Genomic DNA, 13,962 nt, shown 5'->3' on the forward strand with positions numbered 1-13,962 from the left:
GAGGTCAACGGTAGGACGGGTTCCGGAAGACCACCTCGGGACAGCGCGGCAACGGTCCGGGCGCGGCTCGCAGGTGCTTGTCGAGCGTGGCGGCGACGTACGTGCGGGTGATCTGCATGCTGCGGGCGCCGTCCAGGGGCTGGATGGGGAGGCCGGCCTGGTCGCCCAGCGGGGCGAAGTCGGTGAACGACAAGTGGGTGGTGCCGGTGACCGACAGCCAGCGCTTCCAGCCGGTCAGCCTTGGCCAGGCGCCGGTCCACGTGGTGTCGTCGCCGGGCACGCCGTGCTCCTCGTTGCCGATCAGGACGAACGGGCGGTCCAGGCCGCGGGCCGGAAGCGGGATCTGGATCGTGCCGTCGAGGTTGACGCCGACGTCGATGCGGCGGTCGGCGACCATCGCGGCCGACGCCGCCGAACCGCCCAGCGAGTGGCCGACAACGGCGATCCGTTTCGGGTCGTAACCTCCGCGCAGGGCGTCGAGGACGAACCGCACGTCCCGTACGCGGGAAGAGGTGATCTTCGGACCGTCGGCGCGGCCGCACATCAGGCACTCGGCGATCCGGCCGTCGGGGAACGTGACCGCGGCCGACTCGTAGGTGTGGTCGATGCCCGCGACCACGTAGCCGCGGCTGGCCAGGTCTTCGGCGAGGCCGGTCAGCGACGAGCGCGGCAGCGTGAAACCGGGCGAGAGCACGACCAGCGGGCGACGGTTCTGCTGCGGCAGCGGCACCGCACCGGGGCGCGAGTGGGTGACGGTGGTGCTCAGGATCGCGGGTGGCACGCCGGTGACGTTCTGCCGTTCCAGGATGAGCGCGGACTCCGCCGGTGTCACGTACTGGCTGGCCGGGCCGTCGCCGCGCACCGCCGGGTACCAGATCGACACCATCAGCTCGCGCCGGCGTTCGGGCACCCACGGGTCGGCGCGGGACCGGTCGACGAGGTGCCGGTTGACCATGCCGACCGCGTACGGGCCGGTGGGCGCGGGCAGTTCCAAGGTCGCGGCGGGTGCCACCAACAGGGACGCGGCGGTGACGGCGACGGTGAGGACGCTCATGTGTCCACCCTGGCGGCCGGGCGCGGCGGGCACATCCAGGGCATCCCCTAAGTCGCCCGGATGATCGTCACATCGAGGTCGCCGACGTCGGCAACGTCGGTGATCACGCCGCTCACCTCGGTCAACGGCATCACCACGTACGGGGAAGCGGTGTTGATCTTTTCGGCGCTGGCCAGAACATAGGTCTCGGCGGCCCGGGTCGCGAGTGTGCGTTTCATGGCTGCCTCGTCGGGATCTCCGGTGGTCAGACCCGCTTTCGGATGTACGCCGGTGACCCCGAGCAGAAACAGGTCGGCGTGCACGGTGCGGGCCGCCTCGGCCGTGATCGCACCCGAGGCGACGGCCGAGTGCTTGAACAGGCGGCCGCCGAGCACCAGCACCTCGACCGTCGGGTGCTCGATCAGCGCGGCCGCCACGGTGACGCTGTGGGTGACGATCGTGGCCTCCAGGTCGAGCGGCAGGGCCTTGACCACGGCCAGTGCTGTCGTGCCGCCGTCGAGCAGGACCGTGGCGCCGGGCCGGATCAGCGCGGCGGCCGCGGCGGCGACCCGGCGTTTGGAATCGGGCGAAACCGTGGTGCGGGTCGCGTAGTCGACGGCCGCCGGTGCCGGGGGCAACGCACCGCCGTACACCCTCTGCAGCAGGCCCGCGGCGGCGAGTTCGCGCAGGTCGCGGCGGATGTTGTCCTCGGCGATGCCCAGTTCGAAGGCGATGTCGGTGACCACGAGCTTGCCCTCGGCGTGGAGCCGTTCGAGCAGGAGGTCGCGGCGCTCGGCGGGCAGCATTACGTGTTTCTCCTCATTGTTGTCGACTGTTACGCGTTTGCTGAGTAGCGTACGCGCCATGACCGACCTCGGCACCCCCGGACTCGACCTCCCCGATCACCGCGGCCGCACCGGCCTCGACCAGGCCGGCCGCGACCTGACCGGCAACCCCGACGTGGTGATCCGCGACGTCGAACTGCTCGCGACCGCGTGGCATGTCCTCCGCCGGACGACCTACGACTACCGCCACCGCGACGGCCGCTGGACCACCGAGCAGCGCGAGACGTACGACCGGGGCGACGGCGCGACGATCCTGCTGTACGACGTCGCGCGCCGGACGGTGCTGCTCACGCGCCAGTTCCGCTACCCCGCCTACGTCAACGGCCACCCCGACGGGATGCTGGTCGAGGCCGCCGCCGGCCTGCTCGACGACGACGATCCGGCCAGCGCGATCCGGCGTGAGACCGCCGAGGAACTGGGCATCACGGTCGGCGAGCTCGAGCACGTTTTCGGCGTGTGGATGAGCCCGGGTTCGGTCACCGAGCGGCTGCACTTCTACGCCGCGCCCTACACGGCCGCCGACCGTACGGGTCCCGGCGGCGGCGTGGCCGACGAGGGCGAGGACATCGAGGCCGCCGAGTTCGACTTCGACGACGCCCTGGCCGCAATCACAGACGGCCGCATCGCCGACGCAAAGACGATCATGCTTCTCCAGTGGGCAGCGTTACAGGGCCCGTTCCGAAGCGGAAAGGCATAAAGATCAAATTCAGGAGGTCCCGGCTAAGTGGTGAGTAGCCGTGGCGCCACCTGGCTGACCTCTTGCCGTACAGCGCCGGCGAATCGTTCCACCGCGATGTCGTCGAGCGCCTTCGCAATTACGCGCTCTTCGTTTCCTATCTGCGGCCGCTCGTTGAATCAGGCGCGGTGGTCCTCGTATCCACCAATCTGCTGGGAGCCGACCTGACAACGGAGCTGCTCTCCGCAGAGGGACGAGTCGTGGAAGAGGTGGTCGATCGCGGGGATCTCCTCGACCTCGCCGCTGAGGTAGAAGGGCTGCAAGGGACTGCCGCGGCCGAGCGGATCGCGGAGCAGCGAGACGTCTTCGAACGCGTCGTCAGACACGGAGCGCACGACATCATGCTGTCGGCCGAGTTGAGCGCTCATCACGGCAGCTCACTCGACCTCTATCTGCCGTTCCGCTATCACCGGCATCTGCTGCAGCTGCTCAGTTCGGATCCGGCGGTCGCGACCGCATGGACGACCTACCTGCAGCAAGGCCGCAAGGCGTTGCCATGGACCGGCAACTGGCCGCGCGCCCGCGCCGACGAGGCCGCGGTACTCGCCGAGCTGGCCAATGTCGGCGTCACCGATCTGACGCTGACCGCCAAGGACCTGATCACCGTCCGGCCAGGCGACGAGTTCGCCGCCTGGCGACATGATCTACGCACCGCCCGTCTGGAGGTCCCGACCCTGCGCAGCCGGGACCTGCTGACGACCGGAACCGCCGCCGAAGTCGTCGGCGAGAGGTTGCGCGACGGCTCGGACCAGCTCCAAGCGAAGATCAGGAAGTCGCGGCTCTGGCGCGGGCGCAGAGCGGCGGCAAGTCGTTCGTCGTCGGTGCGGTGACCGCGCTCGGGCTCAGCCATTGGATGGAGCCGCGCGACGCGATCATCAAGGCGGCGGTTTCCGGGGTGGTCACGGCCGCGTGGGATTCGCGCACGAGCCGTAAACGACCGGGCGACATCGCCTTGCTGCAGCACTACCTCCAGTTTCTGCCGACGAATCCGAGCCGTAGCCGCGCTTGATTCCTGCTCGAGAAAGCAAGATCGGTTGACGGCAGGGCCGGACGGACGCAACAGCTCGTTCGGCCGCGCCCGGCTGTCTTGTCACGTGCGTTCCGCCGTTGCTGGAGATTGATGCTGGCATTGAGTTGGCCGATTGCGCTGGCCGCTGGTGGCTGAGCGGAGCGGTCGTTGCGCGTGGCCCCTCATCGGGAGCGCTGCTGATCGGCTCGCTGGTCGCTCGGCGCGTTGTCGAGCGGATCAGGGTGCGTACTCACGAAATCCTGATCGACCTCGTGCTTGCGCGCGGCGCGACCTCAATCGGGGCGGTTGTCAGATGAGCCGGTTGGCGGATCGAGGAATCCGGAGCTACTTTCGATACGCAACGGTAGCGTAGCGGAAATGGAGGAACAGTCGGTGACGGTTACTGGGAGGCCGCGAGATTCTGGACGTGACCTGGTCATTCTCGATGCGACGTTGTCGCTGCTGACCGAGGTGGGCTACGAGCAAATGTCGATCGAGGCGGTCGCCAGCCGTTCCGGTGCAGCCAAGACCACGATCTACCGCCGCTACCCCGACAAGGCCGCGCTCGTCGCTGCCGCGGTTGAGCAGCGCTCGCCCGCCGAGCCGCCGCAGCCGACCGGCGAGGACTTCCGCGAGAACGTCTTCGCCCTGGTGGCGTGGCTCGCGCGCAGCATCGCCGAGCAGGAAGTGGGGCTGCTCGGGGCTCTGTTCGCCGGCATGCGTCACGACCCGCGGCTCGCCCAGGAGATGCGCCGGATCCTGCGGCGCGACGAGACCGCCATGACGAGCGGGCTCGTCCGTCAGGTGGCCGAACAACTGGCACCGGGGGCGGCCGCACTCTTCGCCGAGGTCGCCCCGGCGGTGATCGTGCACCGCGTCGTGGTTGTGGGCGAGCCGTGTGACGACGCCTTCGCCGCGCACCTGGTCGACGACATCCTCATGCCGCTACTCAGCACACGGGAGACACCATGAAAGCAGTGCGCTACGACCGCTTCGCCGGTATCGACGGGATCTATCTCGCCGACGTACCCGAACCCGTGCCCGGCCCGGGCGAAGTCCTCGTCCGGGTCAAGGCCGGCGCTCTCAACCCGGGGTCGCTGCCGGCACTGCACGGCAGTTCGTACACGCCGGGCCGCGACCTCGCCGGAGAGGTCGTCACCGGTGCGGAGGCCGGTGACGCGGTTCTGGGCTGGCTCCAGAGCTGGGACGCCCACGCCGAGCTCGTGGCCGTCCCCGCCGCCCAGCTCGTCCGCAAGCCGCCCGCCCTCCCCTGGGACGTGGCGGGCTCGCTCTACACCACACCCATGGCCGGCCTCGGCGCCGTCCGGGCGGTCGAACCCCGGCCGGGCGAGACCATCGTCATCTCGGGCGCGTCCGGTGGCGTCGGATTCACCGCCGCCCAGCTCGCGGTCCGCGCCGGAGCGACGGTGATCGGGCTGACCAGCACCGCCCACTTCGACCTGCTCCGGGAGCACGGCATCACCCCGGTCCGGTACGGCGACGGTGAACAGGAACGGATCCGCGCCACGGCCGCGCGGGTCGACGCGTTCATCGACGCCGTCGGCGGGGACTACATCGACCTCGCTCTCGACCTCGGCGTCGCCAAGGACCGCATCGACACGGTCGTCGACTATCAGGGGGCGAAAGTGAAGGGCGTCAAGGCGCTCGGGACGACCGACGCCGGTGGCACCGCGGCCCTGGCCGAACTGGCCGCCCTCGCCGCGGCCGGCGACCTGCACATCCCCATCGCCGCGACCTATCCCCTCACCGCCGTGCAGGACGCCTACCGGGCCCTGGCCGACCGCAAACTCCACGGGCGCATCGTGCTCCGCCCGTAGTGTGTGACCGATGGGCTGGGAAGCATTGGGGCAGTGGGGTGACGACGTCACCCGGGTGGAACGGCTCACGGGTGGCGTGGCCAACGACGTGTGGAGCGTACGCATCGACGGCCGCCTCGCAGTCGGCCGGCTGGGCACGAGGAGCGACGCCGACCTGGCTTGGGAGACCGAGCTCATGCGCGACCTCGACGGCGCGGGCCTGACCGTTCCGGTGCCGATCCCCACCACGGACGGCCGGCTGTTCGCCGGTGGTCTGGTGGTCATGACCTATCTGGAGGGTGGCCCGCCCGAGACACCGGCCGACTGGAGACGTGTGGCCGCCACGCTCCGCGAAGTGCACCGGCTGACCCGCGGCCGGCCGCAGCGTCCGGGCTGGCGGTCGTCGGCCGACCTGCTGCACACCGAGACCGGCACGAAGGTCGACCTCGGCGCGATGCCGCCCGAGAGCGTGGCCCGCTGCCGGGCGGCGTGGGCGCGGTTGGCCGGGCGTCCGACGTGTGTCGTGCACGGCAACCCCACCAACCCGTCCAACATCCGCATGACCGCCGAGCGAGTGGCGCTGATCGACTGGGACGAGGCCCACGTCGACGTCCCCGACCTCGACCTCGTGCTGCCGGGCAACGCGGCCGGGCTCGACGACCACGCCCACGACATCGCCGCACAGGCGTCGGCCGCGTGGGAAGCCGCCGTCTGCTGGGACGACGACTACGCGGTCAGGCGACTGGCTAAGGTCCGAGCCGTTTAGGCACGGCCGCGCAACGGCGGAGGTCCAGACCGTTCAGGCGCGGCGGAGCAACGGCGGGGAGCCAGACCGTTCAGGCGCGGCGGAGCAACGGCGGGGAGCCAGGCCGTTCAGGCGCGGCGGCGGAACGCCAGGACTCCGAGGGCGATTCCGGCGAGGGCCGGCAGCCCGATCAACACCACGTCGTCCAGCCGGCTGTTCAGGTCGGATTCGACGTACGTCTCGTCCAGCACCAGAGTGAAGAACAGCCACCCACTCACGACTAGGAGGAGGGCGGCCAGCACAGCCAGCGTCCTCCACTGTGACGCCCGGAAGCCCCACACGACCACGCCGGCAAGGGCTACGGCGATGACGACGTACCAGAGTTCCAGCTGCACGGGACGAACCCTAGCGTCCGGGCGCACGCCCTGCGGTACCACCGGGAACATCCCGGTCGCGCGCTACGGCCGCACTACTCACGCACATCGCGCGCGGCAGCCGCCGAAGGCGGAGTTCGGCCCGAGTGCGGTTTGCCGGGTCGACGAGCCGTACGTCATCGTTGTTGGTATGTATTGATTGGGATGAGTGCATGAATCGATGCCGCTGACATGCTCGCGAGCACACACTCCCGAGCCCACGGAGGATCTTCGTGCGAGCACCCCTCGTCCTCGGCGTCGCCGCACTGGCGTTAGGGCTGGCCACCGCCCCGGCCCAGGCCGCACCGAACAACATCCTGGCCGCGCCCGACATCTCCGTCACCAACGTCAAGGCGCACCTCACGCAATTGCAGAACATCGCCACGGCCAACGGTGGCAATCGCGCGCACGGCCGGCCCGGTTATCTGGCCTCGGTGACGTACGTGAAGAATCTGCTCGACGCGGCCGGCTACACCACGCGCCAGCAGTCGTTCACCTACAACGGCGCGACCGGCTACAACCTGATCGCGGACTGGCCGGGCGGCGACACCGCGGACACGCTGATGATCGGCGGGCACCTGGACAGCGTCACGGCCGGCCCGGGCATCAACGACAACGGCTCCGGCTCGGCCGCGAACCTCGAGGTCGCCCTGGCCGTCGCGCGCACCGGCTTCCAGCCCGACCGGCACCTGCGTTTCGGCTGGTGGGGCGCGGAGGAGCTGGGGCTGCGGGGGTCGACCGCGTACGTCAATTCGCTCACGACCGCGCAGAAGCGCGAGATCACCGGCTATCTCAACTTCGACATGGTCGGATCACCCAACCCCGGCTATTTCCTGTACGACGGTGACAACTCCGACGGCACCGGCTCGGGTCCCGGCCCGGCCGGTTCGGCGCAGATCGAGCAGACGCTGGCCGACTACTTCACGTCGATCGGCGTGCCGACCCGCGGCACCGACTTCGACGGGCGCAGCGACTACGGTCCGTTCATCGCGAACGGCATCCCGGCCGGCGGCATCTTCACCGGCGCCGAGGGCCGCAAGACCGCCGCCCAGGTGCAGCTGTGGGGTGGCACGGCCACGACGTTCGACCCGTGCTACCACGCGTCCTGCGACACCACGGCCAACATCAACGACACCGCGCTCGACCGGAACTCGGACGCCATCGCGTACGCGGTCTGGACGCTGGCCGACGGCGGCACCACGGAACCGCCGACCGGCACGACCGTCTACTCCGACGGCTTCGAGACGGCGACCGGCTGGACCGCGGGCACGGCCGACACCGCCACGTCGGGCCGGTTCGAGCGCGGCGACCCGGCGGCCACCAGTTCGGGCGTGGCGACCCAGCTCGGCAACGCCGCGGGCGGCACGTACGACCTGGTCACCGGGGCGACCGCGGGATCCAGTGCGGGCGCCAACGACGTCGACGGCGGCACCACGACGATCGTCTCGCCGTCGATCACGCTGCCCACGGGCACGTTGACGCTGAGCTTCGACTGGTATCTGGCGCACCTGAACAACGCGTCCAGCGCCGACTACTTCCGCGTCCGGGTGATCTCGGGCAGCACCACGACCACGGTGTTCACCCAGGCCGGGGCGGCGTCGAACCGGGCCGCGGCCTGGGCGACCGGCTCGGTCAACCTGTCCTCGTTCGCCGGCCAGACGATCCGCCTGAGCGTGGAGGCGGCCGACCTGTCGACCGCGTCGCTCGTGGAGGCGGCCGTCGACAACGTCAAGATCACCAAGGCCTGAGACGTACGCGGGGTGATGGCACTCGCCGTCACCCCGCGCTCTCAAGCCAGCATTGTCAGGTATCCCACTCCGGCCCCGGCGAGCACCAATCCGGTGACGGCCGAGCCGAGCGTCAGCCGGATGCCGAGCGAGATGTCGGCCTGCCGCGCCGCGATGACCCGCTCCCGGCTATCGGTGGAGAAGACAGTCACTCCCGTACGGCTTTTGGTCAGCTTCCCGCCGCTCATCCGGCCGAGCGCATACACCGCCACGCCACGCGGCACCCGGGTCTCGGTGAGCGTGAGCCGTTCGTTCTTGCGCACGTCGTCCACGATCTCGCGCAGCACCACCGGCGGCAGGGTCCGAGGAGCCGATTTGCGGTGTACGACCGTGGTCTCCACGTGTACGCGGGGCTCGGTGAAGAACGGGTAGCCGAGGATCGCCGGATCGACCGGCGCCCGTCCACTGTGGTCGGCCAGCGCGAACCCGTCCGGCGACGAGAAGTCGAGCAGCACGTCGTAGTCGGGCCCGTCCCCGGTCGCGAACTGGCGTGTCGGCTCGCGGATGAGCCGCACGTGGAACCAGGCGCTGTCCTGCCCGCTCACCGGCGCGAACTGCCGACCGGCCGGCCCGTATTCGGTGCGGCCCTCGAACGCGACCCGCCCACCGCCCGGGTTCGCAGCCGGAACCACCGCGACCCGCCGCATGGTTCGCAGCGCCCGCAGGTCCCCGAGGTTCAGGAGGAAGAAGATGCCGGAGCCCCCGACGAGCAGGCCCCCCACGCAGAACGCCACAGTCGCGACGGCCATCACGCCGCCAAGGTAGAGCATGCCTTCCAGGGCCGCGCCGACCCCAGGCCTATCTGGTCGATCTCGAGGGCTGCGACGTGATCCACCAGACAGGCCCAGGCGCTTCGTCAGCCGATCTTCCCGGCCGCGAACTCGGCCCCGCGCCCCACGGTGCCGTTCCGGTTGTACGCGAGGTGGGCCGCGAAGTTGTTCCCGCCGCCGCAGACCGGGTCGCCGTTGTTGCAGAACTCGATCGCCTTGCCCGCGAACTCCGGCGCCGCCTGCGCGATCGTCTGCCGGCGGATACCCAGCGGATTGCCGTAGACGACCACGGCGGCCACACGCGACCGCAGGTCGGCCGGAATGGCCTTGCCCTGCGTCCCGACGCCCCGGATGCCGATGGCGATGTCGGTGACCGTGGCGCCCTGCGAATAGCCGCCGATCACGAACTGCGTCTCCGGGCAGCTCTGCGCGACCTGCTCGATGTGCTCGGTCATGTTGGTCGCGCCCGGCCCCGCGCTGCGCTGATTGGAGGCGGCGTCATAGACAACGGCGAACGAGCCCACCGTACGACCGGAGAGCTCACCGCCCAGGGCCTGCGCCAGTGGCCGGCCCACGATGCCCAGCCCCTGCGGTTCGCCGGTGCCCCGCGCGAAGACCAGTTCCACATCGGAGCACCCGGCCGCGTTGCCGCCACCGGCCTGGCCGTCGTTCTGGGCGAACCGTTCCCGCAGCCGCTGGAAGAAGGAGCCGCTGGAGGTCGCCGAGCTGCCGGACGCCGTACCGGCAAAGGCCTGAGGCGTGACCACCGCGCCCGCCGCCACGACAACCGCACTGATCCCGACCGCCACCAGGCGTCGCGTCCGCCGTCCCGCGGCCCGGTTCGCCCCCACACGTCGTTTTGCCATTACCACCATCCCCTTGACTCGTAGCCGGCCTTGCATCAACCGGTACGGCGGAGACAGCGACCCCGGTTCTGGCACTGGCAGTGCTGATTTACCGCGCTCCGACCCCAGGAACGTTTCCGCAGCTCAGAGCCCTGAGACGGCCATCTCAGGATTCCGCCGGGAGCGCGTCCCGGACGGGCGGCGGCGCTAGATCTGGGCCCCCGTCCAGGCTCGCATCTGCTCGGCCACCCGCTCGAGCTCGGCCGCCTCCGTGGCCGGCGAGGCGTTGTCGAGGCCGCTGTGCGCCACCGTCCGGCTCCGCAGAAAGCGCCGCAGCACGGCCACGAGCAACCCCTCCGGCAGGGTCCGGATCGCGGCGAACCCGCCCGGGACCGTCGCCCCCGGCAGGGCGGCCAGGTTCCGCCGCATCACCCGGACCATCTCCCGGATCGCGCCGGGATCGTCGGCGAGCACCCGCGGTCCGCCGGCCGCGATCACCGCCTGCCCGAGCGGCACCGCGAACGCCGCGTGCGTGCGGAGCCAGGCCTCCATCCGCGGCTCGGCCTTGGCGTTGATCCCCGCGGCGCGCACCGTCCGCACGATCCGTTCGAGTCGCGGGCTCGTGGAGCCGCCGGGTTCACCGATCGGCATCGGCACCCGCCGGGTCATCAGATTGGGCGTGCGGTAGCGGACCACGTCACCGTCCATGACGCCGCCGTCCGGCGGGAAGCCGAGCAGCACCCGCTCACGGCCGATCACCGCACCCAGCGGCTCGGCCCCGGCCGCCCAGTTGACCAGGAACAACACGTCGCCGTCGACGTCGGCCAGCGCGTGCAGCACCGGCTCCACCTGGTGGGCGCGGACAAAAACGGCGATCAGGTCGTACGCACCTCCCGGGCGCTCGACCACCGGCACCGGCACCCGCCGGACGACGGCGCTGTCCCCCTCGACGAGTCGCACGCCGTGCTCCCGGAGGGCAGCCAGCCGCTGGCCCCGGGCCAGAAGCGAGACATCGTGGCCCGCCTCGTGCAGCCGGGCCGCGAACAGACTCCCGCACACACCGGCGCCGTACACGAGCAGTTTCATCCCGCACCCTCATTCAAACGTTCGTTTTAATCAAACGTACGTTAGGATAGGTTGTCGTGGCCACCCCCGACACCCGAACCCAGCTCCTCGACGCGGCCGAACGCCTCTTCGCCGAGCGCGGCTTCAGCGGCACCTCGGTCCGCGCGATCACCGACCTGGCCGGCGCCAACCTGGCCGCGGTCGGCTACCACTTCGGCTCCAAGGCCGAGCTGCTGACCGCGGTGGTCCGCCGGGTGATCGAGCCCATCACCACCGAACAGCTCGCCGGGCTCGACCGCCTGCTCGCCCGATCCCCCGAGCCACCGGTCGCCGACCTGGTCGAGGCGTTCGCGGGCCCGCTGTTCGACGCCATGCGCACCGGCGACGAGGGCGGCGCCCGCACGTCGCGCCTGATCGTGCGCATCTTCGGCGACCCGTCCGAGGAGATGCGCAGCTGGACCGGCTCCGCCGAGAACACCCTCCGCGACCGCTACGTGGCTGCCTTCACGCGTGCCCGGCCCGACCTGACCCAGGACGAGCTGTGGTTCCGGATCCGCGGAATCCTGGCCGTGGCCGCCGTGGACCGCGTGGACCGGCACAACCAGACCCCCGCGCCCACCGACGCCCCCGAACCGGCCCGGCGCTGGGCGATCACTTTCCTGGCCGCAGCCATGAGCGCACCACCTTCCGAGCCTCGGGCAAACTAGAGTCGCGAGCCATGGGAGCCCTCGTCTTCAGCCTCAACGTCACCCTGGACGGTTGCGTCGACCACCAGGAGGGGATCGCCGACGACGAGACGCACGCCTACTTCACCCGGCTCATGCACGAGAGCGGCGCGATGCTGTGGGGCCGGGTCACCTACGAGATGATGGAGAGCTTCTGGCCGGCCGTCGCCCGCGGCGACCAGGAGGCGCCGCCGGCCCTCCGCGAGTGGGCGGTCGCTCTGGAGGCCAAGCCCAAATACGTGGTCTCGTCGACGCGCACGGACTTCCCGTGGACCAACAGCCACCACATCGCCGGTGACCTGCGCGAGGGCGTACAGAAGCTCAAGGACACGACCCCGGACGGGGTTCTGCTCGGCAGCGGCAAACTAGCGACCGAACTCGACCGGCTGGACCTGATCGACGAATACCGCCTGCTCGTCCACCCCATGATCGCCGGCCACGGCCCGACGCTGTACCAGGGCGGACTGCCCGCCACGCGCCGCCTCGAGCTGCTCTCGGCGCAGCCCCTCGACAACGGCACGGTGGCCATGCACTACCGCCGCGCAAGCTGATCCCCCACGCCGCGGGCAGCCGGTGCCCAACCAGCCGTTGGCGCCGCTGCCCCAGCACCTTAGGCCGCCGTCGACACCACCCACCTCGTCGGCTCCGCCTCACCGAGGGTTTTCCAGCGCGCGGTCGAGGACTGATACGGCGACAGACCTGTTTCCGTCGGGAGACAAAAAAGCGGCGGTGTGGGCCGGGATCGTCCCCACACCGCCGCCGTTCTGGGATGTGCTACTTCTTCGCGGGGGCTGCGCCCTCGGCACCGGACTCTTCGCCCGCACCGGCTTCCTCACCGGCTCCGGCCTCGTCGCCCGCGCCCGCTTCCTCGCCGGCTCCGGCGTCCTCGCCGCCCTGACCGGCTTCCTCACCGGCGCCCGCGTCCTCGCCCTGGCCCGCGTCCTCGCCCTGGCCCGCGTCGCCACCGGCGCCGGCCACTACGGCCTTCGCGTCGGCCAGCGCCAGGCAGGCCTGCAGGAAGCTCTGCTGAGCGGACGTCACGGCCTTGGCCGCCGCGTCGGCCGCGGCGCCGGCACCGGCGTCCTCGCCCTGACCGGCCTCACCCGCGCCGGCCTCGCCCGCGCCGGCTTCTTCGCCCGCACCAGCTTCTTCACCGGCGCCGGCTTCCTCGCCCTTGCCCGCCGCGCCCTTACCGGCCGCGCCGGCCTTCGCGCCCTTGCCGGCCGCGCGCTCGCGCAGCGACTTGACGTACTTCTTGGCCAGGGCCCGGTTCTTGGCCTTGGCCGCGGGGGAACCAGCCGCCGCTTCCTCGCCCGCACCCGCCTCATCGCCGGCGCCGGCCTCGTCGCCCGCACCGCCCGCAGCCGCCGCCGCGTCGGCCGCGAACGTGTCACAGGCCGCCTCGAGCGCCGCCGCCGAAGCGATGGCCGCGTCGCCGGGGGCCTGCTGCTCGACCGGCGCGAGCTCTTCGCCGTCACAGATCACGGCGCCCGCGTTGACCTGCACGTCGGCGCAGTTCGCCACGTCGAACTGCTGACCGTCCACAGTCACCAGGTCCACGGCCTTGGTCTCGGTGCTCGCCGAGGCCAGCTGAACGCCGGTCACGCCCAAGGCGACAACCACGCCGGCCACGGCGACCGCGCCGATCGTCTTCCGCCGGTTTCCCTCGCTGGGACGTCGGTACTTGCGGGACCTCATGACCACTCCTCGTCGTTGGACGTCGATGTCACCGGTGCTGCGGGCCAGTACGGGTCCCGACCGCCGCCCGGTTCAACCGCCCTCCCGGCCACGCCCCCGATATCGCGCCGCCACAACCACAAAACCCCAGGTCAGGGCCCTGCTAGAAAATCTTGAAAATTGGCCCCAATCCACCGATCCGGACGAGTCCGACTCCCGCCCCCGCCGCCGAGACGCAGACACACCGAGCCGAACGGGCCCCGAACCTCCCCCGGCCGACGGTCCAGCCGGCCCGCAACCGGGATCGGTGAGTCGCCACGCCGCCGGGCCCCACCGAGCCCGCGAGTCGCCACGCCGCCGGCCCCGCGGAGCCCGCGAGTCGCCACGCCGCCGGCCCCGCGGAGCCCGCGAGTCGCCACGCCGCCGGCCCCGCGGAGCCCGCGAGTCGCCACGCCGCCGGCCCCGCGGAGCCCGCGAGTCGCCACGCCGCCGGCC

16 protein-coding genes are annotated in these 13,962 nt (G+C 71.0%); 9 read left to right on the top strand and 7 right to left on the bottom strand.

Annotated features, from left to right (window positions below):
- Positions 1–4: 4 nt before the first annotated feature.
- Together JIG36_RS33525 and JIG36_RS33530 are read right to left on the bottom strand one after the other, a co-directional pair.
- Positions 5–1,054 (bottom strand): alpha/beta hydrolase family protein, encoded by a 1,050-nt coding sequence (locus JIG36_RS33525; RefSeq protein ID WP_203380419.1) that lies wholly within the window; start codon positions 1,052–1,054, stop codon positions 5–7.
- A 47-nt stretch (positions 1,055–1,101) separates the two neighbouring features.
- The gene (locus tag JIG36_RS33530; protein ID WP_203380420.1) at positions 1,102–1,839 is read right to left on the bottom strand and encodes a DeoR/GlpR family DNA-binding transcription regulator; all 738 of its coding nucleotides are present in this window, start codon (positions 1,837–1,839) and stop codon (positions 1,102–1,104) included.
- 58 nt (positions 1,840–1,897) lie between these two features.
- On the opposite strand from JIG36_RS33530, the gene JIG36_RS33535 reads away from it, so the two are divergent.
- The 6 genes from JIG36_RS33535 to JIG36_RS33560 all read left to right on the top strand — a co-directional run bounded on the left by JIG36_RS33535 (position 1,898) and on the right by JIG36_RS33560 (position 6,206).
- The gene (locus JIG36_RS33535; protein WP_203380421.1) at positions 1,898–2,575 is read left to right on the top strand and encodes an NUDIX domain-containing protein; all 678 of its coding nucleotides are present in this window, start codon (positions 1,898–1,900) and stop codon (positions 2,573–2,575) included.
- Between the two features lie 62 nt (positions 2,576–2,637).
- Positions 2,638–3,444 carry a hypothetical protein gene (locus JIG36_RS33540; RefSeq protein ID WP_203380422.1) on the top strand — a complete coding sequence of 269 codons (807 nt, stop codon included), beginning with the start codon at positions 2,638–2,640 and terminating at the stop codon, positions 3,442–3,444.
- Positions 3,441–3,623, top strand: a complete 183-nt coding sequence (locus tag JIG36_RS33545; RefSeq protein WP_203380423.1) for a hypothetical protein — start codon at positions 3,441–3,443, stop codon at positions 3,621–3,623. Before JIG36_RS33540 ends, JIG36_RS33545 begins: the two co-directional genes overlap by 4 nt.
- Before the next feature lie 378 nt (positions 3,624–4,001).
- On the top strand, positions 4,002–4,595 hold the full coding sequence (locus JIG36_RS33550; RefSeq protein WP_203380424.1) for a TetR/AcrR family transcriptional regulator: 594 nt from the start codon (positions 4,002–4,004) through the stop codon (positions 4,593–4,595).
- Positions 4,592–5,461 carry an NADP-dependent oxidoreductase gene (locus JIG36_RS33555; protein WP_203380425.1) on the top strand — a complete coding sequence of 290 codons (870 nt, stop codon included), beginning with the start codon at positions 4,592–4,594 and terminating at the stop codon, positions 5,459–5,461. The genes JIG36_RS33550 and JIG36_RS33555 overlap by 4 nt, the downstream gene beginning before the upstream one ends.
- A gap of 10 nt (positions 5,462–5,471) precedes the next feature.
- Positions 5,472–6,206: a phosphotransferase enzyme family protein gene (locus tag JIG36_RS33560; RefSeq protein WP_203380426.1), complete on the top strand. Its 735-nt coding sequence runs from the start codon at positions 5,472–5,474 to the stop codon at positions 6,204–6,206.
- Positions 6,207–6,313: 107 nt separating this feature from the next.
- On the opposite strand, the gene JIG36_RS33565 is transcribed toward JIG36_RS33560, so the two are convergent.
- Positions 6,314–6,580 carry a hypothetical protein gene (locus JIG36_RS33565; protein WP_203380427.1) on the bottom strand — a complete coding sequence of 89 codons (267 nt, stop codon included), beginning with the start codon at positions 6,578–6,580 and terminating at the stop codon, positions 6,314–6,316.
- Positions 6,581–6,831: 251 nt separating this feature from the next.
- Here JIG36_RS33565 and JIG36_RS33570 point away from each other — a divergent pair, with 251 nt between their 5' ends.
- Positions 6,832–8,346, top strand: coding sequence for a M28 family metallopeptidase (locus JIG36_RS33570; RefSeq protein ID WP_203380428.1), 1,515 nt, complete (start codon positions 6,832–6,834; stop codon positions 8,344–8,346).
- Between the two features lie 41 nt (positions 8,347–8,387).
- Here JIG36_RS33570 and JIG36_RS33575 read toward each other — a convergent pair whose 3' ends face one another.
- The 3 genes from JIG36_RS33575 to JIG36_RS33585 form a co-directional block, all read right to left on the bottom strand.
- Positions 8,388–9,137: a hypothetical protein gene (locus JIG36_RS33575; protein WP_203380429.1), complete on the bottom strand. Its 750-nt coding sequence runs from the start codon at positions 9,135–9,137 to the stop codon at positions 8,388–8,390.
- 104 nt (positions 9,138–9,241) lie between these two features.
- Entirely contained in the window at positions 9,242–10,021 is a 780-nt protein-coding gene (locus JIG36_RS33580; RefSeq protein ID WP_203380430.1) for a cutinase family protein, read from the bottom strand.
- A 186-nt stretch (positions 10,022–10,207) separates the two neighbouring features.
- Positions 10,208–11,086: a ketopantoate reductase family protein gene (locus JIG36_RS33585; protein ID WP_203380431.1), complete on the bottom strand. Its 879-nt coding sequence runs from the start codon at positions 11,084–11,086 to the stop codon at positions 10,208–10,210.
- Positions 11,087–11,142: 56 nt separating this feature from the next.
- Here JIG36_RS33585 and JIG36_RS54345 point away from each other — a divergent pair, with 56 nt between their 5' ends.
- The gene (locus JIG36_RS54345; RefSeq protein WP_203380432.1) at positions 11,143–11,772 is read left to right on the top strand and encodes a TetR/AcrR family transcriptional regulator; all 630 of its coding nucleotides are present in this window, start codon (positions 11,143–11,145) and stop codon (positions 11,770–11,772) included.
- Positions 11,773–11,783: 11 nt separating this feature from the next.
- On the top strand, positions 11,784–12,341 hold the full coding sequence (locus JIG36_RS33595) for a dihydrofolate reductase family protein (RefSeq protein WP_203380433.1): 558 nt from the start codon (positions 11,784–11,786) through the stop codon (positions 12,339–12,341).
- A 223-nt stretch (positions 12,342–12,564) separates the two neighbouring features.
- Here the strand turns inward: JIG36_RS33595 and JIG36_RS33600 are convergent, their stop codons facing one another.
- On the bottom strand, positions 12,565–13,488 hold the full coding sequence (locus tag JIG36_RS33600) for a hypothetical protein (RefSeq protein ID WP_236048657.1): 924 nt from the start codon (positions 13,486–13,488) through the stop codon (positions 12,565–12,567).
- Positions 13,489–13,962: the final 474 nt, after the last annotated feature.

This window comes from Paractinoplanes ovalisporus, from assembly GCF_016834655.1.
GTDB lineage: Bacteria > Actinomycetota > Actinomycetes > Mycobacteriales > Micromonosporaceae > Actinoplanes > Actinoplanes ovalisporus.